The following is a 21970-nucleotide window of genomic DNA, read 5'->3' as shown; positions in this document are numbered from 1 at the left end:
TCCATGTTGTATACACGTTGCATTCAATGTCGCACCATTTATCAAATCAGCGCCGAACAGCTCCGCAGCGGACGGGGAGAAGTCATCTGCACCCACTGCAACATTATTTTTGGAGCTTTGGAAAATCTGGGCGAGACGCCAGAAGAGGCTGCCGAGGACCACTCGTCTTGCATTTTGGAGTTGCCGGAATTGGGCGCAAATGCGGTCGCAGTTAAACCGGAAGATCAAGCGCCTAAAGAAGGCAAAGGCAAAACCCAAGCAGGCCCCTTTCAAACCGAACCGCCACCAAAGCCTAATATCGAGCAAGAACCGCAGATCAAACCCTTCGATGCGGATGTGTTGCTCTCCATGGGCGCCAAGGAACAGGAAAAAGACGAAGCAGAGGCCAGAGCCAGGCTATACCGGACGTTAGCTACGGCGGCATTGGCGATTTTGTTGCTGATCCAACTATTTGTCTACGAAAAGGACAAACTGGCGCAAAATCCAAGCTTTAGGCCCTGGCTAGAAAGTTTTTGCGGGATGGTGGGATGCTCCTTGCCCCCTTTTCGCAACCTGGCTGAAATCAAGGTTGTGGATCGAGCCCTGTACCCCACCAAAAATAGCGTAGAAGGCTATCAATTTCATCTAGTGATTGTCAATGAAGCGCCCTATCCCCAACCTTATCCCCTGCTCAAAATCTCCTTCAGTTCCCTGGATGGCACCCCCATTGCCAGCCGCATATTCAAACCGGATGAATACCTTCCTCCGGATCATCCCCCGTTGATGCCAAGCCATCAATTGATCTTCGTCGATTTGAATCTGGCCGCACCTTCCAAGCCAGTTGGAGGATTCAGTTTCGAGTTTCTCGAGTGAACCCACCCCGTTTGCGGTTAAAAAGCATGAAGATCGGCGACAACGCATCCATGCCCATGAAGCGTCCAAGAGTCGAGATTGAATATTGCACTCAATGCCATTGGCTGCTTAGAGCGGCTTGGCTAGCACAGGAGTTACTCTCAACTTTTTCGGAAAAAATTGGCGAAGTCGCTTTAATTCCAGGCCAAGGCGGCATCTTCGAGATCCGTGTAGACCAGCATATCCTTTGGAGCCGCAGGGAGGAGGGACGATTTCCCGAAGCCAAAGAAATCAAGCAAAGGCTTAGAGATCGGATTGCCCCGAAAAAACATTTGGGCCATAGCGATAGCCCATCCTCTTTAGAAAGCTTTGAATAAATCACTGGTTACGCACTTGCCCGGAATATCCTCTCCCCCGGCCCCTTTACTCGGGCGTCCTGCCCTTCTCCCTCGCGGGCCGCGCTTCGCGCGTTCAAATCCGTTCCCGACGGATTTGTCCCACAAGGAGAGGGGAGCAACGCTTGGTTTTCCGCCGCTTTTGTCGTTGGGCGGAGAACAATCCACATCCCCTTCCTCGCCGGCACGGTAGGGTAAGATAATCCGCCCTTGCCCCTCCCCCGCTTGCGGGAGAGGGTCGGGGAAGGGGAGGATAATGCGGAATGATCGCGCGTAACATCAGTAAATCAGACCAAAAAGGGCACCCTTAAGATGCCCTTTATAGTAGATTTTCAGCTCAACAGGTCCTACACCACTTTGAAGTTCCGCATCATCTCTGCGTCTTCGTGTTCCAGGTTATGGCAGTGGTACAAGAATAACCCTTTGTAATCGGCGAAAGGTTTGATGAGAGTAATCCGCTCATCTGGCATGGCCAAAACGGTATCGTGCAAGCCTTCGTTAATAAACCCGTCTTTGACCGTGTCATAACCTGAGCCATGACCTTCCCGCGGCGGAGTGCGCTTGACAATTTGAAAATATTGGCCATGCAGGTGGATGGGGTGAACCATCGACATCATCATGCCGCCTCCCATGCCTCCCATGCCTCCCATGCCTCCTTGCATGGACATACCTCCTTCTTTCTTTTCGTTTTCATCTCCCTCGTGCTCCATGCCATGCGCGTGGAAAATTTCCATGAGTTGTATCGTATTCACAGGGATGGTTTCCACATCCAGCGCGCCAAGCATCTCAAAAACCTTGCCATTCAAGGTAAAGTGCCGGCCCTGGGTGCCAATAGCAATGGGACGCGGATCATCCGGATTAACGGTGTCTTCCAAACGATAAAGAGGACGGGAATAAAGTTTATCGGGTAGCTCAAGGTTATCCTTGGCTTTTTCGGTCACGTGGAATCGAGCGATAGTAAAAGCGCTGCCTTGCGGGATATGATTTGCCATTACCGCCAAGGGCCCCATGCCCATGCCGCCTCGGCCGCCCATCATTCCCATACCCCGGCCCATCATCCCCATGCCACCCATACCCCGGCCTCTCATGCCGCCTGGTCCCATGCCTCCCATCGATCGGCGTCCATGCATTTGCTGTTCATAAGGGGGGGGCATCGTGCCCTCAAATTCCAGGCTTTCCAAAGTTATCTCTTTGCCCACGCCGGGTTTGGAAAAATCCCGCCAAATTTCTACCCGTTGACCGGGACCAATCATGATATAGGGTCTGGTGACCGGCTTTTCTAATAACGAGCCATCCGTCGCAATCACTGTCACGGGAGAATGATCACTCCATGCCAATTTATAAAGCCGGGAATTAGAACCATTCAACACCCGAAAGCGATAGGCACGAGACGCTACCTTCATGGTGAAGTCCGGCTGGCCGTTGACCAAAATCCGCTCCCCCAAAAAACCTAGAATAGAAATAGGGCCACGGCGGTCATACAAGAATTGATTGCGGTCATTAAAGGTACGGTCCTGAATGACCAAAGGCACATCGTATTCGCCCCGGGGAAGGGGCAAATCTTGCTCTTTTTTATCCTCGACAATGATTAAACCCGCCAATCCAGCATAAGCCTGGCTCCCGGTTAACATATTGGTATGGGGGTGGTACCAGTTAGTGCCAGCCTGGTTTTTTACCTCGAATTCATAGACATATTCTTGCCCGGGTTGCACCGCATAACTAGGATGGCCATCGGCTTCAAAAGGCGAGTGCAATCCATGCCAGTGAGTAATATGCTTCTCCGGCAATTGGTTTTTTAAAGTGATCCTGACTCTTTGTCCGGTCTTGAATTTGAGAATCGGGCCCAGATAAGTATTCTGGAGCGGAATTACTGAACCTGGATCACCCTTTACCACTTTGGCGAAATACCGCCAAACCGAAGTTGACTGGCCTTTGAGGATAGGAACCCGTGAAACCCCAGCCACCAAATCTATTTCCACGTCCGGAGAAAACGCAGCGGATGGTGGACGCGCTACTTTGCGGCCGGCCTGCCGCTTGAGGATAATAGGGAAAGCCGGAAATGCCGCCAAACTTGCTGCGCCAACCCCGGCCGCTTGTAACAACCGCCTTCTTTTTAGATCTACTTTATCAGCCATAACCATGCCTCCTCTACAACCTTATGTCATCGCCTGAAAATCAAATAAGAATCTTCTTATGTGACTTTCACCTTATCAACAGCACGATATCAAAGCAAGCATCATTTGTTATATTTTTTATACAAGTTAAAAATCCTTTTGCCATTTATTGCCATTCTTTGCTTTTACATATAAAGCATTGATTTTAATAAGTTAAAATTTATCGCTACTCGGAATAAAAGCGGGTCTAGGATTTCAGCAATCCGGCAGCTGCCTCGTCTATATACCAAGCCAATCGCTGTTTGGGAGAAATTTTCTGCGCAGGCAAGTTTGTTTCAGGCGCTTGCAGCACATTGGCAACTACCTTGGCTTTCTGAGATCCCGTTGCCAGAAAAACCGCTTCCATGCTTTGATTGAAAGTCTGATAGGTTAAGGTCAGTCGCTGAGGAGGCGGTTTAGGCGCATCTGCAACCGCTGCTACCCATTGCTGGGAAAAGCAATTTTGACCAGGGAATAACGAAGCCGTATGCCCGTCTTCTCCCAGTCCTAACAAAACCCAGTCAAAGCAAGGTGGCCCCTGAAAGAAAGATAACAGCTGCGCTTCATATTGAAGGGCCGCCTGTTCCAAAGAAACCCCTTCAGTTGGCATGGGATAGATCTGCGGCTCTGGTATGGGCACAGAATCGAGCAGTGTCTCTTTGATCATCCGGTAATTGCTCAAAGGATCGGCATGAGGCACAAATCGTTCATCACTAAAAAATACATAAACCCTTTGCCAATCAAATTGATCCCGGTAGGCAGTCGCCAATAATCGATATAAAGCCCTTGGCGTCTCTCCTCCAGCCAGGACAATAGTGAAACGCCCGCCAGACTGACAGGCTTGCTTGGCGGCAGTGGAAAATCTGTCTGCTACCGCGATGAAGGTTTGTTCCGGCGTCGGGAAAGTTAGAATTTCTTTCTTCAATCTATTGACTGCCATTGCCGGTAGGTTTTGATCAGAGCGGTGGTGGAATCATCGTGTTGGCTAATCTCATCGCCTTTAAGCTCGGGAAGAATGGCCTTGGCCAGTTGTTTTCCTAATTCCACGCCCATCTGATCGAAGGAGTTGATATTCCAAATGACCCCTTGCACAAAAATCTTGTGTTCATAAAAAGCAATCAAGCTGCCCAGTACTTTGGGTGTCAATTTTTTTAACAGGAAAAGATTCGATGGCCGATTGCCGGGAAAAGTTTTCGCCGCCACCAAAAGCTCAAGTTGCGACTCTGATAAATCCAGTGATTTCAATTCCTCCCTCACCTCGTCCGGAGTTTTGCCTTTCATCAATGCCTCGGCCTGGGCAAGGCAATTTGCCAGCAAAATGGCATGATGGTCCCCCAATTTGTGGTGACCTTGCACCGGTGCAATGAAATCACAAGGTACCAAGCGGGTGCCTTGATGAATCAATTGATAGAAGGCATGCTGTCCATTGGTGCCCGGCTGTCCCCAGACAATCGGGCCGGTTTGGTAGTCAACCGGCTTGCCATCCAAAGTCACGCTTTTGCCATTACTTTCCATATCCAGTTGTTGCAGGTGATCAGAGAAAAAGCGCATGTATTGATCATAAGGCAACACCGCATAGGATTCCGCGCCAAAAAAATTGCTATACCAAATGCCCATTAGCGCCATAATCACTGGAATATTCCTGGAAAATGGCATGGTTTTGAAATGCTGATCGACTTCAAAAGCGCCTTCGAGTAATTCTTCGAAATAATCCATGCCAATAGCTATGGCAATAGACAGGCCAATCGCGGACCATAAAGAAAACCTGCCTCCCACCCAATCCCAAAATTCGAACATATTCTCGCTGTCGATTCCAAAGGACTCTACCGCCTGGCGATTGGTGGAAATAGCAACAAAATGACGGGCAATGGCGCTGCGATCTCCGCCTGCCGCGGTCAATAACCATTCACGCGCGGAAAAAGCATTGGTCATGGTTTCCTGGGTGGTAAAGGTTTTAGAAGCGACTAGAAAAAGCGTGGTCTCTTGATTCAATCCTTTTAGGGTTTCTAGGAGATCAGATTCATCTACATTGGCGACGAAATGTACCCTCAGCCCTTGTTTGTGATAAGGCGTCAAGGCGGTTGTCACCATCCTCGGCCCCAGGTCGGAACCACCAATGCCAATATTAACCACGTCGGTAATCGCCTTGCCGGTAAATCCCAGCCATTTTCCGTTACGCACCAAATCCGTGAAGCGGCGCATTTTTTCTAGAACCCGCCTGACTTCGGGCATGACATCTTGGCCATCCACATAAATTGGATCAGCGGATCGATTTCGCAACGCGACATGCAATACAGCGCGTTGTTCTGTAAGGTTAATCTTTTCACCGCGGAACATGGCATCGATTGCCGTGGCAAGACCGCTTTGCTCCGCCAGTTGAAGCAATAATCCGAGTGTTTTGTCAGTGATTCTGTTCTTGGAATAATCGAAGAGAATATCTCCAAAATGCTGTGAAAAACGGGTGAAACGCTGTGGATCAGCGTTAAACCAGTCGCGCATGTGGCAGGAGGCTATTTCTTCATGGTGCCGGACTAGCGCTTGCCATACAGGTAACGAAGTTGGTGATGACATCATTTTTTTGTTTTAGTAGTTGAAAGGAAACTGCGAAGGAAATATCTTACGTTTTCCATTGTGAGCGACCGAAACAAAGTGTCCATTTTATTTACATTGTTTTTGTAGATACGCCAAACAAGCCATACTTAAGAATGGCCTCTGAGCACACCTCTTTTTCTCGGCAATTTTACATCCCTTGAATGACACTTTTACTCTGCTTAAAGGCCCTTCAGCATGGTAGGGACAAAACCTAGTCTCAAGGCTGCGCTTTAGGGAATCGCGAAATAATTCATCCTTGAATCTTCCGCGCTTAAAAAAGTACGATTTTCGTTTTTTATGCAAAATCAATCGCTTGATGTGATTGATTTTGGCGCTACTTTTTTGTACCGCAGGAATCTCTGAATTATTTAGCGATTCCTTAGGGAACATGGTAAACCAACTGACGTCATAGGAAAACGAACCTTAATGGGTTTCATCAAAATTTAACTTGGCTACGTTAACTTGTCATTTTTTGAAAAAGCAAGGGAAAAATGTGACAAATTCTGTCAACTTTTTTAACGCTTTTTTTTACCAACTGCTTCACACTATAACCAACTCATTGAATTAGGCCAAAACCCAATTTTGGCCCATGATATGCATATATTTCAGTAAGACCATTTTAGAGGTAAAGATCATGAAACGCTTCGCAAGCTATCTAGTCATTGCAAAACTGTTGTTCGTTATCTATTTGCTTGTTGCTAAACAACGTTGTTATCTATCATTGAAACGGTTACAGCACCGTTTGGTAGGACGCAGAGAAGCCACCACTACCACGTGACTGAAGTCTTCGAGGGAAAGCTTTATATTGTCGCTACGCCCATCGGCAATTTAGCAGACATTACTTTACGTTCCCTAGAGGTATTACGACAGGTCGACCTGATTGCGGCAGAGGATACCCGTCATTGCCGTAGACTTCTTTCCCACCACGGCATTGACACCCCCGTCACCGCGCTTCACGAACATAATGAAATAGAGAAATTAGCTTCTCTAATCACCCGGCTTCAACAAGGTAGTAGCATTGCCCTGGTCTCCGATGCTGGCACTCCCCTCATCAACGACCCTGGCTTCCCTTTAGTCAACGCCGCCTACCGATCAGGCATCACAGTATCTCCCATACCTGGCCCCTGTGCTATTACTGCGGCGTTATCTGCTGCGGGCATATCTGCCAACCGCTTTGCCTTTGAAGGATTCCCCCCCAGGACGTCCAATGCCCGCAAACGCTTTTTTGAAGCATTACTCACCGAGCCCCGTACCATTATTTTTTACGAATCCAGTCACCGGCTTGAAAAATGCCTTGAAGACATTCAAAAGGTTTTTCCTTCACAGCGCCGCTTGGTCATTGCCAAGGAAATCACCAAAATTCACGAACGATTCATTCATACAACGGCGGGCTCGGCGCCTGAAATCTTCCATCAAAACCCCGCGTTCAAGAAAGGAGAGTTTGTACTATTGTTGGAGGGCGCCCCCCCATCGACATCCGAAGGTATTCTTGCAGAACACCTTCGCACATTGCATTTGCTCTTGGAAGAGTGCCCTTTAAAGACCGCTGTCACCCTGGCGGAAAAAATAACCGGAGCGCGAAAGAAAACCCTATATCAAGCAGCCCTGGACTGGCAAAAGATTCATAAGAAAAATAGCTAACACTTTTGCCGGGAATTCTGGTCAAATAAGGTAGAGAGAGTCGGCCGGGCAATCGCTTTCGGTTTTTTCGAGAGAGGAAAGTCCGGGCTCCATAGGGCAGGGTGCCAGGTAACGCCTGGAGGGTGTGAACCCATGGAAAGTGCCACAGAAAATAGACCGCCGATGACCCGACTACCTCGATCAAAAAGTCCCGACATCGACAGCCTGTATTTGGAATCAGGCTTGACTAGTTGGTTCGAGAATCGGAAAAGGTAGTCAGTCGGGTACAGGCAAGGGTGAAACGGTGCGGTAAGAGCGCACCGCGCGGTTGGCAACAATCCGCGGCACGGCAAACCCCACCCGGAGCAAGATCAAATAGGGGAGCGAGGGAAACAATCCATGTGCGGCCCGCACAAGCTCCCGGGTAGATCGCTAAAGGCATGTGGCGACGTATGCCGTAGAGGAATGATTGCCCTCGACAGAACCCGGCTTACAGGCCGGCTCTCTTTTTTCATTAATTTCCAGCTTCGTCTACACTTACTGAAGAACCTTGGAAACTGTTACTACCCAAAGCATTTTAAAGGTATGATTGCCTGCAATTTGGGATGGAAAAGAAGGTTTACGCTGGCTGGATGCCTTGGATTTTCCAAGGAAACCCGGCACAAAAAGAATCCTTGGCTCAACTGATCACTTATAGGATGACGCGTGTCTAATAATGATGGCTCCCCACCTATATTTACCGACCCAAACTCGCTCAGAAATTGGCTAGCCACGCTGCCCTGGCTGGATTGCCATAACACCGGTAACTGTATTCTGACTCAGATCCGAGCGCTGAACCATACTGTTCTATCTACGGGCCTTCGCTACCAGTTGCTAGAGGAATATTATCCCTACTTGCTCCAGCTCGTTGACGGCCTGGAAAATTTTCTTTTCGATACCGCCCTCCCTTTATCAAAAGACAGCAAACTGCAGGCCATGTTGGCCCTTGAGCTCTATCAGGAGGTCAGTGAAGGCTATCTTATCACCGTCTTTGCCAAGGACTTTCTCAAAGCAAAAGAACTTTCCAAATCAGACCAAACTACCGCGCTTGTCAGAGCGATTGACAGCCTGCAACGGGTGCAGGTTCTGTCTGCCCAAGTCTACGAACCATTGGATGATACTTTTTGGCGCAAAGTATACCGCCTCTATGAGATGGCTGAATACGATAATTTATTCGAAGACAACACCCCGTCTTCACACATGCCAGTTTTCAACCAAGCCCATTTTCTGAGGCTGTTTCTGTTTAGCTTATGCGCGCCTCAGCGGTTTCGGCAGCGGGATCTCAAACAAATAGATTTATTTTTACAATCCTTTGCCCAATTTGCAGAGATACATTCCAAGCCCAGTTATCAGCAAAAGAAGGCTTATTTTCATTTCGATCTATATGACCCTACCCCGCCGCGCTCGGCTAAGTTGGTCGAACATCCAGAATCTATCGGCAGCCGCTTTATTTATTGCCAGGAAGTAGTCAAACAGCTTCTTAAATTTATTTCTAATCCACCGGCTGCTACTGGTAAATCTGTCCTGCCAGTCAATGCCACGCGCAAACTGGCCCTGCAAATCGCCCATTCGCTCGGCGCCCCTAAACACCGCAAATGGGGCAGGATGCAAGAAAATAGCGAATGTTTATTGGTCGTGGGTCTGGAAGACTTGATTGCGGTACTCAATAAAGAAGGCAAAATACACCAGAATCTCAAGTCGTTATTGGCAACACCTTCCGGGCGCATGGATGAGAATCTCCTCTCTACTGGGGATTTTGACCTACTGCCTTTAGATGGTGACGAACTTTTTGATACCGGTCAGGTAATCTACGAAGGCATGGAACGGGATGTCTATCAAAGACTGGTGAATCAAATGTATTCCACCCCTGACTTCGGCCTTCAAGAAAAACCCGCTCAAAGGGATCAGGACAATAAACAAAATCATTTTCCCGGCAAACTGCTGAATTCAAGCGCCCAAGGCTATTGCCTGATATGGATGGATCACGCCTTGTCCAAACTCAAGGTTGGAGAGTTATTAGTCGTTCTCAATCACGGTGATGATCTGGAAATCGGCGCGATCCGCTGGTTGCAAAAAGACCCGGATCAAGGGTTATTAGTTGGAATTGAAATTATCACCTTTGCAATCAATGTCGTTGTCGTGAATTTAAAAATCTCCCCCGATGCCCAAGGCGAATTCCGCCGTGAGTGGGGACTGCTCATTCCGCCCCAACCAACCCTGGGCCGGCCAACAAGCTTGCTGAGCCCCGCCTTCGTCTGGCAGCAAGGCCAATGGGTACAAGTGCATCACCAAAACGGCAAGGTAGAAAATTATTGGCTCAAGTCCCTGGTCGACTCGACGCCAGCATTCGATTTATTCGCGCTGGAAAAAACCGTTTAATGTGGTCCCGACAGCACTCGGTTTTACCCCAATGCCAAGTGCAATCTCACTTTCAGCGCCCAAGCCAATAGCCCGCAACATAGGACAAACACACCAACAATCCATCCGCTACTGATTCTGAAACGGGAAATGAGTTTGTCCTGAGGAATTGCTGAAAGGATAAAGGGTTGATCCTTGGCCAACGGCTTTTTCAACAAATTCACTACGGGTTCAGGCGGCTTTTCCAAACGTTGTTTAACCGCCTCTTTGGCGGCTTGCTTTCTCACAATTCGCCATTCCTTCTCATCTATCTTGCCGTCCTGATTGAGATCAAAGCGTTTTAAAAGATAATTTTGATCATGCTTCCACTGGAGAATCAATTCCCGGGTTTCTGTTTCCAGGCTATCGCTACCACCGCCTTCTCCCATCGTGGTAAACAAGCCGATAGCGTAGAGCGGTTTCCCTGGTTCCAGAATCTTCTCGCTAAAACGATAAGGACCTATGAGCGCCCCTTGGCCAGGCGGAGACGCTCCAGGCGTCCGGTCATGGCCGTACCAGGTCAGCACCCTTTCCGGGATGACTTCCGCTCCATCCGGATCGATGACGCACCGCCCTGTCGCATCCTCCAGCGCAAAAATGGCATCACTGCGCTGATGGGCAATTTTGCTCCAATGGCTGTGCCGGCGGCTTCCAAATCCCGTTGATTCTCTGTGTTCAATGGTATATTCGTACCAGACACAAGGACGATTGCTCAAGGGGGCGTAGATAGGTTCGCCGGGCAGCATCCGGGCCCAACCTTCCAGCTCGACATACCCTTGGTGGGCGGAACGGATCTTCGCCGTTGGCGTGTCTTCTATTATCCTGACCCGGCGCAGACGACGGAAGGCTGTATAAAATGAGCCTATTGCCACGCCTGCCAATATAACCATCAATCCCCAGAAATGCACTGGCGGGCTGTGCAGCAACCACGCTTCGATCATTAATTTACTTCAACCAAATAGGGTTTGGAGATTGACATCGCTTTTCTCTTCTTCGTTAAACTCCAGCAATTTGAAAGGCTGAAAATTCAATTTGCGGGCGATCAGTACATCTGGAAATTGCTCAATGCGGACGTTGTTATTATTCACCGCCTCATTATAGAATTCGCGCCGGTCGGCAATGGCATTTTCCAGTCCGGTGATACGGATCTCCAAATGGCGAAATGACTGGTCCGCCTTCAGTTCCGGGTAGCTTTCCGCCACCGCGAACAGATTCATCAACCCCTGCCTGAGCTGCCCTTCAGCTTTACCCAACGCCCCCACATCGCCTTGGTGCTGGGCCTGAAAAACACTAGCCCTGGCCCGCATGACCTTCTCCAGTGTTTCCTGTTCAAATTTCATATAGCGCTTACATACTTCCACCAATTTGGGCAGTTCGTCATGGCGCTGTTTGAGAAGCACATCGATATTGGACCAGGCTTGGGAAACCCCGTGTTTTAATGCCACCAACCGGTTATATATGACAATCCCGTAGACAAGCAGGATAATAATCAAAGCAAGGAGGACAACCAAGAAAACCAGCATGTTTCAAAACTCCCTAGGTAAAATTAAATTTGAGGTTAATGACTCGCCTTCCCTGCTTGGAAAGCACGGTAAGCCTTTTTTAAAGTATAGTGGCAACGGAGACAGAATTGACACGCAAAACCTTTGGAAATATGACCCCTTATTCAGGGGGCGGCGTTTATATCGCTGAAAGCGCTGTCGTCATCGGCGATGTGCACCTTGAAGATGAAGTTTCCATTTGGCCTCAAGCGGTCGTCCGTGGTGATGTGAATCACATTCATATCGGTGCTGGCACCAATGTACAGGACGGCAGCGTCTTGCACGTCACCCACGATGGCCCCCACTCGCCGGGAGGCTATCCATTAACGATTGGTCAAAAGGTTACCATCGGCCATCGGGCGGTTATCCACGGTTGCACCATCGGTGATCTTTGCTTGATCGGAATTGGCGCCATTGTGATGGATGGCGCGGTACTGGAAGACAAGATTATTCTGGCCGCAGGCGCGCTGGTACCACCGGGGAAACAACTGGCAGCCCAATCACTCTATATCGGAAGCCCCGCCCGGCGCTCACGTCCGCTAACTGATGACGAATTGGTATTCCTTGAATACTCCGCCCAGCATTACATTCAACTAAAAAACCGTTATCTAAATGCTTAGTTTTCACGAGGTTTCTCTCCGCCGGGGCGGGCGGTTGCTGTTTGAACACGCCACTTTTACGGTGCAACGCGGTGACCGGACCGGACTGGTCGGCGCCAATGGCACCGGGAAATCCAGTCTGTTGGGACTGATTCTCGGGGAGCTTTCCCCTGACAGCGGTCACCTGCAGATGCCACCGGATTTGACCATCGCTTCCGTAACCCAGGAAGTCTCCGATCTGGATCGCCAAGCGCTGGATTACGTGCTCGATGGCGACAAAGAACTGCGGGCACTGCAAACCCAACTCCGAAAGGCCGAACAAAACGGCGACGGCATCCTTCAAGCCGAACTCCACGCCCGACTAGAAGCCATCGGCGGTTATCAGGCAAAAGCCAAAGCTGCCCGCCTCCTTAATGGCCTGGGATTTGCCAATTCTGATTTGGAAAAAAAAGTTGAGGATTTTTCCGGCGGTTGGCGCATGCGCCTGCATTTAGCCAAGGCCTTGATGTGCCGTTCTGATTTATTACTATTGGATGAACCTACCAATCACCTCGACCTGGACGCGGTGATATGGCTCCAGGAATGGCTGAAAACCTATCCCGGCACGTTACTGCTCATTTCCCACGACCGGGATTTTCTCGATCAGATTTGCGACCACATTTTGCACTTGGAACAAGGCCGCATCAAACACTATACCGGCAACTACTCCGCCTTTGAAAAACTCCGCGCCCAAGCCCTAGCCCAACAGCAAGCAGCCTACCGCAAACAGCAACGGGAAAAGGACCATTTGCTGCAATTCATCCACCGGTTCCGCGCCAAGGCCACGAAAGCCAAACAAGTACAAAGCCGCATTAAAGTCCTGGAGAGACTGGCGGAAATCGCTCCGGCCCATGTGGACTCTCCCTTCCATTTCCGCTTGCCCCGCCCGGAATATCTGTCTTTTCCCTTAGTGCGGCTGGAAAATGCCAGATTGGGTTATGGGGAAACCACTATTTTAAGGGAGGTCAATTTAACGCTGGGGCCGGGCGACAGGCTAGGATTATTGGGGCCTAACGGTGCCGGCAAATCCACTTTAATCAAAACCCTGGCGGGCGAGATTTCCCCGTTGGTTGGCAGCAAGGAAACCGCCGATCAACTCAAGATCGGCTACTTCGCCCAACATCAACTGGAACAATTAGTCCCCCGGCAAACCGCCCTTGTGCATTTCCAGCTACTCGACCGCCAGGCCAGAGAAGAAAAATTGCGTAGCTTTCTTGGGGGATTCGGCTTCAGCGGTGAGCGGGCCACCACACCGGTTGAGACTTTCTCCGGCGGGGAAAAAGCCCGACTGGTGCTGGCGCTAATCGTCTATCAAAAACCCAATTTACTGCTATTGGACGAACCTACCAACCACCTGGATATTGAAATGCGCCATGCTCTTACCCTGGCTTTGCAGGACTACCCAGGCGCCTTGATTCTGGTCTCCCACGACCGGCACTTGTTACGTTGCGTCACTGACGACTATTGGCTGGTAGCCAACGGCCACGCGGTACCTTATTCCGGTAATCTGGAAGATTACCGCCGCTGGCTATTGGAGCAACGCAACCGTGGCACTTCGGCTCAATCTGAAACCCCTGCGCTTTCCCGCCGGGATCTGCGCCGGGAAGAAGCCAAACGGCGGCAGCAACTGCGCCCCCTGAAACAAGCTCTGGCCAAGGCAGAAGAAGAAGTCGAGCGATTGACGGCTGCCAAAGATAAATTCGAGCAGCAATTGGCCGATCCTTCCCTTTACCAGCCCGAGGCAAAGCAACGTTTACAAGCATTGTTACTGGAAAAGGGCGAAATTGATAAACAACTACAGTTGGCGGAAGAACGCTGGATGGCGGCGGAAGAAAAGCTGGATGCCATCAACGGGACTTTATAGTCAAGCAAATGCGCATATCCCTTCCTGCTTTTGATATGATCCTAATTATTCTCTACTGATTCATTAAGGAGTCTACCAATGGAACCTTATAAACACATCCTGTTAGCCGCCGACTTTTCAGAACACGGTGAACTGGTAGCGCAGCGGGCAAAGGATTTGGCAGACCGCTACCAGGCCCAATTGAGCGTGTTGCACTCAGTGGATAATCTGCCGGTCACCGATTCCATCTACGGCCCCATCATCCCTTTTGATGTCAATATCACGGAACAATTGATTGCCGCGGCCAAGGAAAAGCTGGATCAGATCGGGGAAAAACTGGGCATCCCGGAAAACCGGCGCTGGGTGGAAGTAGGCAGCCCTAAGTTCGAGATTGTCCGGGTAGCCGAAGAGGAAAACGTCGATTTAATCGTCTTGGGTTCCCACAGCCGCCGCGGGCTCGGCGTGCTGCTGGGATCAACCGCTTCCAGTGTCATCCTCCATGCAAAATGCGACGTCCTGGCGGTTCGCTTGAAGGAAGGTTAAATCATCATAGAAGCTGATACAAGCCGTCCAATACCAAAGCGTTGGGGCTGACCATGCCGATGACCTTGCATTCTTCGATCACTGGCGCCCGTACTAAATCATAATGGGCGAACAGCCGGGAACAGTAGCGGATGTCCATGTTGGGATGGACGGAGATGACCGGTTTCAACATGATTTCATAAACGTTGACCCGGTCGGGAGAGCGGTCTTTGGCCAAAACATGACGGGCGATATCGCCAGAAGTAATAAGCCCATACTCGTCATCGGCGTGGCGTTTTTCTACCACCAGCACCGAAGTTTTCAGCGATTTCATTTTTCGCAGCGCCTCGTCAATCGTGGCAATCCCTTCAATGGTGCCAAAATCGGTCCGCATGATGTCCCGAACCCGGATTAATGGTCTTTTTCTGTCCCGCATGTCAAATCTCCTCCTCAATCAAAGGCGTCAGCTTTTCCACTTGATGGCGCACTCCTACAGCATCTTCCACATCGATTTGGAAGGCAATCCCGGTACCCGGGGAGACATCGAATTCAGCCACCTTGGCGATCGCCTCTAAAATTGACCGGCTCAGATGTTCTTCCACCAGCATCAACACCACATCCCTTTGGGTTTCCAAAGTCAGTCCCAAAAAGGTTTTCGGCCGGTGCATACCTTCCCCCCGGGCATTGGTAATCACAGTCGCGCCCGTGGCGCCGTAATCCCGGGCGGTTTTTAACACCAAATCGGTTTTATCGTCTTCCACAAAAACCACGATCAGTTTAAAACGCATTCTCTCTATTCCTCATCTTTTCCAAACCAAGCAGCAAATTGCGCATAACCTAATACCGCCACTATGGGAAACAAGCTGGCAAACGCAATCAGGCCAAACCCGTCTAACAGAACATTACGGCCCGGCACCGAGGATGCCAAACCCAACCCCAAGGCAGTCACCAGCGGCACGGTTACAGTGGAGGTTGTCACCCCGCCGGAATCGTACGCCAACCCTATAATTAATTTAGGCGCAAATAACGTTTGAATAATAACAATTACATAACCTATGACAATGTATAAATACAATGGACCGCCGGTGACAATTCGATAAGTCCCCAGCGCAATGCCAAAAGCAACCCCAACCGATACCGCCAAGCGTAACCCCCAGGCATTAATGCCTCCGCCGGAAATCTCCTGGGCCTTGATTGCCACCGCTAGCAGGGAAGGTTCCGCCAGGGTCGTGGCAAAGCCAATACTGGCGGCAAATAAATAGACCCAGAAATAATCCCCTGCATCGGCCCCTTGGGAAGGGATAAAATCCCCGCTGGTCAGCTGGGTGGCCATGAGTTCCCCCAAAGGAAATAGCGCCATATCCAACCCTTGCAGAAACAGTGCCATTCCCAATACCACATAAGTAAATCCCGCCAGCAACCGGCCAAGATGGGGAATAGGGCGGCGAATAACCAGCACCTGAAAAACCACAATGGTGGCGGCAATGGGAAGAATATCCCGAAGAGATTGCCACAGAATCCACACCAGCTTCATTACAAAATCAGCCCATAAACCATGACAAAAATCATAGGTGTCAACGAAGCAAAAGCAATCAAACCAAACCCATCCACTACCGGATTGCGCCCTTTAATGGCACTGGCCAGACCCACCCCCAGCGCAGTCACCAGGGGCACGGTAATGGTGGAGGTAGTGACACCACCGGAATCATAGGCCACGCCAATAATTTCCGGGGGAGCAAAAACAGTCATAATGACGACCCCCAAATACCCCAGAATCATTAAATAATGCAGCGGCCAGCCTTTGATAATCCGTATGACGCCGATAACAATGGCAAAACCCACCCCCAGCGCAACGGTCAAACGCAATCCGAGTGCGTAACTGTGGCGACTGGATTCGCTATCCTCAATCATTCCGCCCAAAGCCGCAACTTCCGCTGCTTTGTCCGCCACCGCGATCAACGCAGGTTCGGCCACGGTCGTCGAAAACCCCAGGGCAAAGGCAAAAGCAAGCAGCCAAGGCAAGCTGCCCTTACGGGCAAAGGCATAGGCCATGGATTCGCCAAGGGGGAATAAGGCTTGCTCCAGTCCCTGAACAAACAAAGTCAACCCCAAGACAATCATTAAAGTGCCAGTGATCATGTCCAGGGCATCGGGTAGTGGCTGACGGATCACCGCCAATTGAAACCCAATGACAACCACCATGACCGGCGCCAAATCCAGGCAGCTCGATAAAAACTGGCGAATAAACAGATTATTGAAGATAACGCTCTCCACAACGGCTGAATTTGAGACAGATTGTAGAGGTAATGGCGCGGAAACAAAAACGCCCCGACAATGCGGGGCGTTGGCAGTCACTCATTAAGCAATGTTTATTGATGGGTTTCCTGTTCCTGCTCTTTCAAAATATGTTCAATCTTCTTTCCGAGTGCTTCCAAAAGCTCATGGGATTCCTTTTCCTGCTCTTTATACATATGATCAATTTCTTTACTCAAATGTTCGAGCTTGGATTCTAATTCTGCCAGCTGATCCATTACTTGCTTGTGCTTTTCGGTTTTCTTCTCTTTTTTCTCCTCGTGCTTTCTTTCACGTTCCTCGAGAATATGATCAAGTTCGTTGGCCAGGTGATCTACTTTGGTTTCAATAGCCTGTAACCGTTCCATGGTTTTTTGATGCATCTGCATCATCATCCCTCCACCTGGCATAGCCATGCCGGGGCCACCGCCTTGCATACCCATGCCACCCATTCCCGGGCCACCCATGCCGGGTCCTCCCATACCACCTTGGCCTGGCTGGGCAGGTCGGATTTTGATGCGGACATTACCCGCGTCTTTCACATCCTCATCACTGGCCGACCACACTGTGGTGCTTGTTAAACACAATGTACACGCAATCGCTAAACTGATTTTTTTCCACATAACCGCTCCTCCTGTTTCCATAATAATTTATTGCTATCGCGGAGCGTGCTGAAGTTCTATGAGAGTCTGAAAACCTCAGTGCGTCCGTCACTCTCAATGATAAGCTTTCCTTCGCGCGCAAGCCAGCCTATTGCTCTTTGGACTTCTTTCGTGCTCAGACCGGTTTCAGAAGCAAGCTTGGAAGGCGATACGTCTCCTAATTTGTTGAGACATTGCCAAACCTTGCCCGCCGCTTCACCAATTTCCTCGCCCTTTGACAATTTTGCAGCTTTAACATCAGCCTTGGCTGCCGAAGGGCTTTTTTTCTGAGGTTTTGGCGCCGGCTTGTTCTGTGGAGTAGCCATTCGTTTCTCCCCTTTTTACTTGCTGATCAACGACTAAAAAATCAATGCCTTCTTTATACCGTTTCTCCGGATGCTTCCAAACTATCCTCGGATAAAACGATATTGACCTCGAGAATTTCACGATCTTCATCTTGTTCCATATTCACCGTGACCGCATCCTGGTCTACTTGCACATATTTGCGAATGACCGCCAGGATTTCCTGCTGCATTTTAGGCAAAAAACTGGGCGCCCCCTGCATGCTCCTTTCATGAGCCACCAGAATTTGCAAACGTTCTTTGGCAGTTTGCGCGCTCTTGGGACGCGTAGCGCGGAAATAATCTAATAGCCCCATGATTTCACCCTCCAAACAATCGGCCAAACAGACCTTTTTTCTCAGTGATAAAGCGGTGCGGTAACTCCTCTCCCAGATAGCGGGAAACCGCGTCCTGGTAGGCCTGCCCAGCATCGCTTTTTTCATCCAAGATAACGGGGATCCCCTCGTTGGATGCACTCAGAACCGCTTGAGATTCTGGAATCACGCCCAATAAAGGCAGAGCCAAAATTTCCAGCACATCATCCACCGATAGCATTTCGCCCTTTTTCACCCGTTCTGGAGAATAGCGAGTCAGGAGTAAATGTTCCGTCACCGGCACTTCGCCTAACTCAGCGCGGCGGGATTTACTGGCAAGAATGCCAATCATCCTGTCCGCATCCCGCACGGAAGATACTTCAGGATTTGTGCAGACAATGGCGTCATCGGCATAATACATGGCCAGAAAAGCACCCTTTTCTATGCCAGCGGGCGAGTCACAAATGACATAATCAAAATCTTGTGACAATTCCTCCAATACCTTTCCAACCCCTTCTTTACTCAAAGCATCTTTATCGCGGGTTTGGGAGGCCGGCAAAATATATAGATCCTCGCAGCGTTTGTCCTTGATCAAAGCCTGGCGAAGCGAAGCTTCCTCATTAATCACGTTGATAAAGTCATAAACGACCCGCCTTTCGCATCCCATGATTAAATCAAGGTTACGCAGACCAACGTCAAAATCGACCACCGCCGTTCGGTGCCCCCGCAAAGCCAACCCCATCGCCAGAGCCGCGCTGGTGGTTGTCTTGCCGACGCCACCCTTACCCGAGGTGACTACAATAATTCTCGCCACAAATGTCCCTCCTACTCTCTATCTTCAAATTTCATCAATGATCAAAGTGGTATCCTGCAGGCGAATCTGTACTGGCCTGCCCTGGACTTTTTCATCCAGGTCCTCGCTAATGCGGTAGTGGCCTGCAATGGATATTAATTCTGCTTGTAAATCGTGACAAAAAATCCGGCAATGAGTATCGCCTTGCACCCCCGCTAGCGCTCTCCCCCGCAAAGTGTCATATACATGGATATGGCCATCGGCGATAATTTCCGCACCGTAACTTACCGGAGCGGTGACGATGAGATCGCAGTTTCTGGCGTAAACCCGTTGCCCGGAACGTACCGGTTGGTCGATCAATAACGAAGTGGCCGGCACAGAAGCCACAGGCTTAGGCGCTTTTTTTTCAGGTCTGGGAGATGGCGGTTTTTGCGGCTGAACTTCCGGCGCCGATGACTGACTGAGTAAGGCTAGCTTCAAAGATGTCGCGACCTCCCGCAAATCCGGCCCGCCCCCACGAATACCCATGGGCACCATCTCAAATCCCCGCAAATGCTCCACCAAGGCCGCTAAATCAATTAAGGCGTCTTCTTCCAACGCTGTCGCATCTATCATTACCGGAGCGCTGCGGAAAAAGTCAGGGGACTGCTTTACTCTTTGCTTGAGCTGGGTAACGATTGCTGTGATATCCGTACCCAACAACTTGACGATCGGCAGAGTGACAGAGCCCCCCTTGATTTCTACAACAGGAGAGCGCTTCTGTTCGGCAGAGTCTGCAGTCATTGGGCTGGATAAGGCACTAAGTGTGCAAGTGGTTCTCTTTGATGGGTGGATTGTAGCATCATTACCCAATCAACAAAATACATAAGGAGAAATCTCTCATCAGAGAATCTATCTGGAACCCGGGAATATCATCTATCCTAATCTGCCAAGGACAAAATTCCCGAGTATTTCTCTATGAATTGCGCTTGCAAAACTGCAGCCGATGCTTTAGCTTTTACCATAAATGGGCTAGGGGTGCGCCGACTGACCCGACTCGGTGCTGAGAGACACCCTTTGAACCTGATTCCGGTTAATACCGGCGTAGGGAAGCTCGGGTCTGTCCCTGCGCCTCATTGCTAGGAGAGACCTAATGAGCGCCGTTCCAGAACAATTCCAGCAGAGCGTCCAAGCCAAAAAGGCCGCCATCAAGCCCTTCCCCGCTTCCACTAAGATTTATCTGACAGGGTCCCGGCCAGATCTTAAAATACCCATGCGCCGTATCGACCAATCGCCGACCCAAACCCAGCAAGGCCCGGTGGAGAATCCACCGGTTTATGTCTATGACACTTCCGGCCCCTATACCGATCCAGACCTGGAAATCGACCTGACCTCGGGCTTGCCGCCGCTGCGCGCCAAGTGGATAGAAGAACGGAGCGATACCGAAGAACTACCCGACTTAAGTTCGGAATACGGCCGCCAGCGCCTCCACGATGACGATACCGCCCATCTGCGTTTTCCAAACCTAAAGGCTCCCCGCCGCGCGAAATCCGGCGCCAATGTCTCCCAAATGCACTATGCCAAACGCGGCATCATCACCCCGGAAATGGAATTCATCGCCATCCGCGAGAACCAGAACCTCCAGGCGATGAAGGAAGCCTATGGCCAGCGGATTCACAAGGGCCAGCCTTTCGGCGCCGATCTGCCCGAGGAAATCACCCCCGAGTTCGTGCGCCAGGAAGTGGCGGCGGGACGGGCCATCATCCCGGCCAACGTCAACCACCCGGAATCGGAGCCGATGATCATCGGCCGCAATTTCCTCGTCAAGGTCAACGCCAACCTGGGCAATTCGCCGGTGGTGTCCGACATCGAGGAAGAGGTGGAGAAGATGCTGTGGGCAATCCGCTGGGGCGCCGACACCGTCATGGACCTGTCCACCGGCAAGCACATTCACGAAACCCGCGAGTGGATCATCCGCAACTCGCCGGTCCCGGTCGGCACCGTGCCCATCTATCAGGCCCTGGAGAAAGTGGACGGCAAGGCCGAGGAGCTGACCTGGGAGATCTTCCGCGACACCCTGATCGAACAGGCCGAACAGGGGGTCGACTACTTCACCATCCACGCCGGCGTGCGCCTGGCCTACATCCCGCTGACCGCCAGCCGGGTCACCGGCATCGTCTCCCGCGGCGGCTCGATCATGGCCAAGTGGTGCCTGGCCCATCATCAGGAGAGCTTCCTCTACACCCACTTCGAGGAAATCTGCGAGATCATGAAGGCCTACGACGTCGCCTTCTCCCTCGGCGACGGCCTGCGCCCCGGCTCCATCGCCGACGCCAACGACGAGGCCCAGTTCGCCGAACTCAAGACCCTGGGGGAACTGACGCAGATCGCCTGGAAGCACGATGTCCAGGTGATGATCGAGGGCCCCGGCCACGTGCCGCTGCATCTGGTGAAGGAGAACGTGGACAAGGAACTGGCCGAGTGTTACGAGGCCCCCTTCTACACCCTGGGGCCGCTGGTGACCGACATCGCCCCCGGCTACGACCACATCACCTCCGCCATCGGCGCCGCCAACATCGGCTGGTACGGCACAGCGATGCTCTGTTACGTCACCCCCAAGGAACACCTGGGACTGCCGGACAAGGAAGACGTGCGCGAAGGCATCGTCACCTACAAGATCGCCGCCCACGCCGCCGATCTGGCCAAGGGGCATCCGGCGGCCCAGTACCGCGACAACGCCCTGTCCAAGGCCCGCTTCGAGTTCCGCTGGCTGGACCAATTCAACCTCAGCCTCGACCCGGAAAAGGCCCGGGAATTCCACGACGAAACCCTGCCTCAGCAGTCGGCCAAGGTAGCCCACTTCTGCTCCATGTGCGGCCCCCACTTCTGCTCCATGAAGATCAGCCAGGAAGTGCGTGACTACGCCGAGCAGGAGATCGAATTGGGGATGAAGGAGAAGTCGAAGGAGTTCCTGGAAACCGGGGCGGAGATTTACCGCAAGGTGTAGGGTCTCACCGCAGAGATACGGAGAGCATAGAG

Annotated in this window: 23 protein-coding genes, 1 other RNA gene and 1 other annotated feature; of the genes, 9 read left to right on the top strand and 15 right to left on the bottom strand. The window is 51.0% G+C overall.

What is annotated here, in order from left to right:
* Nucleotides 1-3 precede the first annotated feature (3 nt).
* A complete protein-coding gene (locus AXA67_07625; GenBank protein KXJ41083.1) occupies nt 4-852 on the top strand; it encodes a hypothetical protein in 849 nt (282 codons plus the stop codon).
* 50 nt (nt 853-902) lie between these two features.
* The gene (locus AXA67_07620; protein ID KXJ41127.1) at nt 903-1208 is read left to right on the top strand and encodes a selenoprotein; all 306 of its coding nucleotides are present in this window, start codon (nt 903-905) and stop codon (nt 1206-1208) included.
* 8 nt (nt 1209-1216) lie between these two features.
* Here AXA67_07620 and AXA67_07615 read toward each other — a convergent pair whose 3' ends face one another.
* The 4 genes from AXA67_07615 to pgi all read right to left on the bottom strand — a co-directional run bounded on the left by AXA67_07615 (nt 1217) and on the right by pgi (nt 5950).
* The gene (locus AXA67_07615) at nt 1217-1396 is read right to left on the bottom strand and encodes a hypothetical protein (GenBank protein ID KXJ41082.1); all 180 of its coding nucleotides are present in this window, start codon (nt 1394-1396) and stop codon (nt 1217-1219) included.
* Nucleotides 1397-1573: 177 nt separating this feature from the next.
* Nucleotides 1574-3271 carry a hypothetical protein gene (locus AXA67_07610; GenBank protein KXJ41126.1) on the bottom strand — a complete coding sequence of 566 codons (1698 nt, stop codon included), beginning with the start codon at nt 3269-3271 and terminating at the stop codon, nt 1574-1576.
* Between the two features lie 316 nt (nt 3272-3587).
* A complete protein-coding gene (locus tag AXA67_07605) occupies nt 3588-4319 on the bottom strand; it encodes a hypothetical protein (GenBank protein KXJ41081.1) in 732 nt (243 codons plus the stop codon).
* The gene (pgi, locus tag AXA67_07600; GenBank protein ID KXJ41080.1) at nt 4301-5950 is read right to left on the bottom strand and encodes a glucose-6-phosphate isomerase; all 1650 of its coding nucleotides are present in this window, start codon (nt 5948-5950) and stop codon (nt 4301-4303) included. The genes AXA67_07605 and pgi overlap by 19 nt, the downstream gene beginning before the upstream one ends.
* A 795-nt stretch (nt 5951-6745) precedes the next feature.
* Between pgi and AXA67_07595 the strand changes: the two genes are divergently transcribed.
* The 3 genes from AXA67_07595 to AXA67_07585 all read left to right on the top strand — a co-directional run bounded on the left by AXA67_07595 (nt 6746) and on the right by AXA67_07585 (nt 10009).
* Nucleotides 6746-7612, top strand: coding sequence for a methyltransferase (locus AXA67_07595; protein KXJ41079.1), 867 nt, complete (start codon nt 6746-6748; stop codon nt 7610-7612).
* Nucleotides 7613-7648: 36 nt separating this feature from the next.
* Nucleotides 7649-8100, top strand: an RNA gene (gene rnpB / locus AXA67_07590) — RNase P RNA component class A.
* Nucleotides 8101-8485: 385 nt separating this feature from the next.
* Nucleotides 8486-10009: a hypothetical protein gene (locus tag AXA67_07585; GenBank protein ID KXJ41078.1), complete on the top strand. Its 1524-nt coding sequence runs from the start codon at nt 8486-8488 to the stop codon at nt 10007-10009.
* Nucleotides 10010-10032: 23 nt separating this feature from the next.
* Here AXA67_07585 and AXA67_07580 read toward each other — a convergent pair whose 3' ends face one another.
* Both AXA67_07580 and AXA67_07575 read right to left on the bottom strand, forming a co-directional pair.
* Nucleotides 10033-10968, bottom strand: coding sequence for a hypothetical protein (locus tag AXA67_07580; GenBank protein ID KXJ41077.1), 936 nt, complete (start codon nt 10966-10968; stop codon nt 10033-10035).
* Between the two features lie 9 nt (nt 10969-10977).
* Nucleotides 10978-11550, bottom strand: coding sequence for a LemA family protein (locus AXA67_07575; protein ID KXJ41076.1), 573 nt, complete (start codon nt 11548-11550; stop codon nt 10978-10980).
* A gap of 131 nt (nt 11551-11681) precedes the next feature.
* Here AXA67_07575 and AXA67_07570 point away from each other — a divergent pair, with 131 nt between their 5' ends.
* The 3 genes from AXA67_07570 to AXA67_07560 all read left to right on the top strand — a co-directional run bounded on the left by AXA67_07570 (nt 11682) and on the right by AXA67_07560 (nt 14592).
* A complete protein-coding gene (locus tag AXA67_07570; protein KXJ41075.1) occupies nt 11682-12188 on the top strand; it encodes a gamma carbonic anhydrase family protein in 507 nt (168 codons plus the stop codon).
* Nucleotides 12181-14070, top strand: coding sequence for an ABC transporter ATP-binding protein (locus AXA67_07565; protein KXJ41074.1), 1890 nt, complete (start codon nt 12181-12183; stop codon nt 14068-14070). Before AXA67_07570 ends, AXA67_07565 begins: the two co-directional genes overlap by 8 nt.
* A gap of 78 nt (nt 14071-14148) precedes the next feature.
* On the top strand, nt 14149-14592 hold the full coding sequence (locus tag AXA67_07560; protein KXJ41073.1) for a universal stress protein A: 444 nt from the start codon (nt 14149-14151) through the stop codon (nt 14590-14592).
* 4 nt (nt 14593-14596) lie between these two features.
* On the opposite strand, the gene AXA67_07555 is transcribed toward AXA67_07560, so the two are convergent.
* The 9 genes from AXA67_07555 to AXA67_07515 all read right to left on the bottom strand — a co-directional run bounded on the left by AXA67_07555 (nt 14597) and on the right by AXA67_07515 (nt 19735).
* Nucleotides 14597-15007 carry a histidine kinase gene (locus AXA67_07555; protein ID KXJ41072.1) on the bottom strand — a complete coding sequence of 137 codons (411 nt, stop codon included), beginning with the start codon at nt 15005-15007 and terminating at the stop codon, nt 14597-14599.
* Nucleotide 15008: 1 nt separating this feature from the next.
* A complete protein-coding gene (locus AXA67_07550) occupies nt 15009-15359 on the bottom strand; it encodes a transcriptional regulator (GenBank protein KXJ41071.1) in 351 nt (116 codons plus the stop codon).
* 5 nt (nt 15360-15364) lie between these two features.
* Complete coding sequence (locus tag AXA67_07545; GenBank protein ID KXJ41070.1) at nt 15365-16105, bottom strand: hypothetical protein; 741 nt, start codon at nt 16103-16105, stop codon at nt 15365-15367.
* Nucleotides 16105-16773: a hypothetical protein gene (locus AXA67_07540; GenBank protein KXJ41125.1), complete on the bottom strand. Its 669-nt coding sequence runs from the start codon at nt 16771-16773 to the stop codon at nt 16105-16107. The genes AXA67_07545 and AXA67_07540 overlap by 1 nt, the downstream gene beginning before the upstream one ends.
* A gap of 167 nt (nt 16774-16940) precedes the next feature.
* A complete protein-coding gene (locus AXA67_07535) occupies nt 16941-17486 on the bottom strand; it encodes a hypothetical protein (protein ID KXJ41069.1) in 546 nt (181 codons plus the stop codon).
* Nucleotides 17487-17542: 56 nt separating this feature from the next.
* A complete protein-coding gene (locus AXA67_07530) occupies nt 17543-17746 on the bottom strand; it encodes a hypothetical protein (protein KXJ41124.1) in 204 nt (67 codons plus the stop codon).
* Between the two features lie 137 nt (nt 17747-17883).
* Nucleotides 17884-18162, bottom strand: coding sequence for a cell division topological specificity factor (locus tag AXA67_07525; GenBank protein ID KXJ41068.1), 279 nt, complete (start codon nt 18160-18162; stop codon nt 17884-17886).
* Nucleotides 18163-18166: 4 nt separating this feature from the next.
* Nucleotides 18167-18973 carry a septum site-determining protein MinD gene (locus AXA67_07520; protein ID KXJ41067.1) on the bottom strand — a complete coding sequence of 269 codons (807 nt, stop codon included), beginning with the start codon at nt 18971-18973 and terminating at the stop codon, nt 18167-18169.
* A 24-nt stretch (nt 18974-18997) separates the two neighbouring features.
* Nucleotides 18998-19735, bottom strand: a complete 738-nt coding sequence (locus AXA67_07515) for a hypothetical protein (protein ID KXJ41066.1) — start codon at nt 19733-19735, stop codon at nt 18998-19000.
* Between the two features lie 220 nt (nt 19736-19955).
* Nucleotides 19956-20059: a binding site (TPP riboswitch), on the top strand.
* A gap of 25 nt (nt 20060-20084) precedes the next feature.
* Between AXA67_07515 and AXA67_07510 the strand changes: the two genes are divergently transcribed.
* Nucleotides 20085-21938, top strand: coding sequence for a phosphomethylpyrimidine synthase ThiC (locus tag AXA67_07510; GenBank protein ID KXJ41065.1), 1854 nt, complete (start codon nt 20085-20087; stop codon nt 21936-21938).
* Nucleotides 21939-21970: the final 32 nt, after the last annotated feature.

The organism is Methylothermaceae bacteria B42 (assembly GCA_001566965.1).
Lineage (GTDB): Bacteria > Pseudomonadota > Gammaproteobacteria > Methylococcales > Methylothermaceae > Methylohalobius.
The sequence above is the reverse complement of the archived record's forward strand: the minus strand, read 5'-3'. Positions and strand labels throughout refer to the sequence as shown.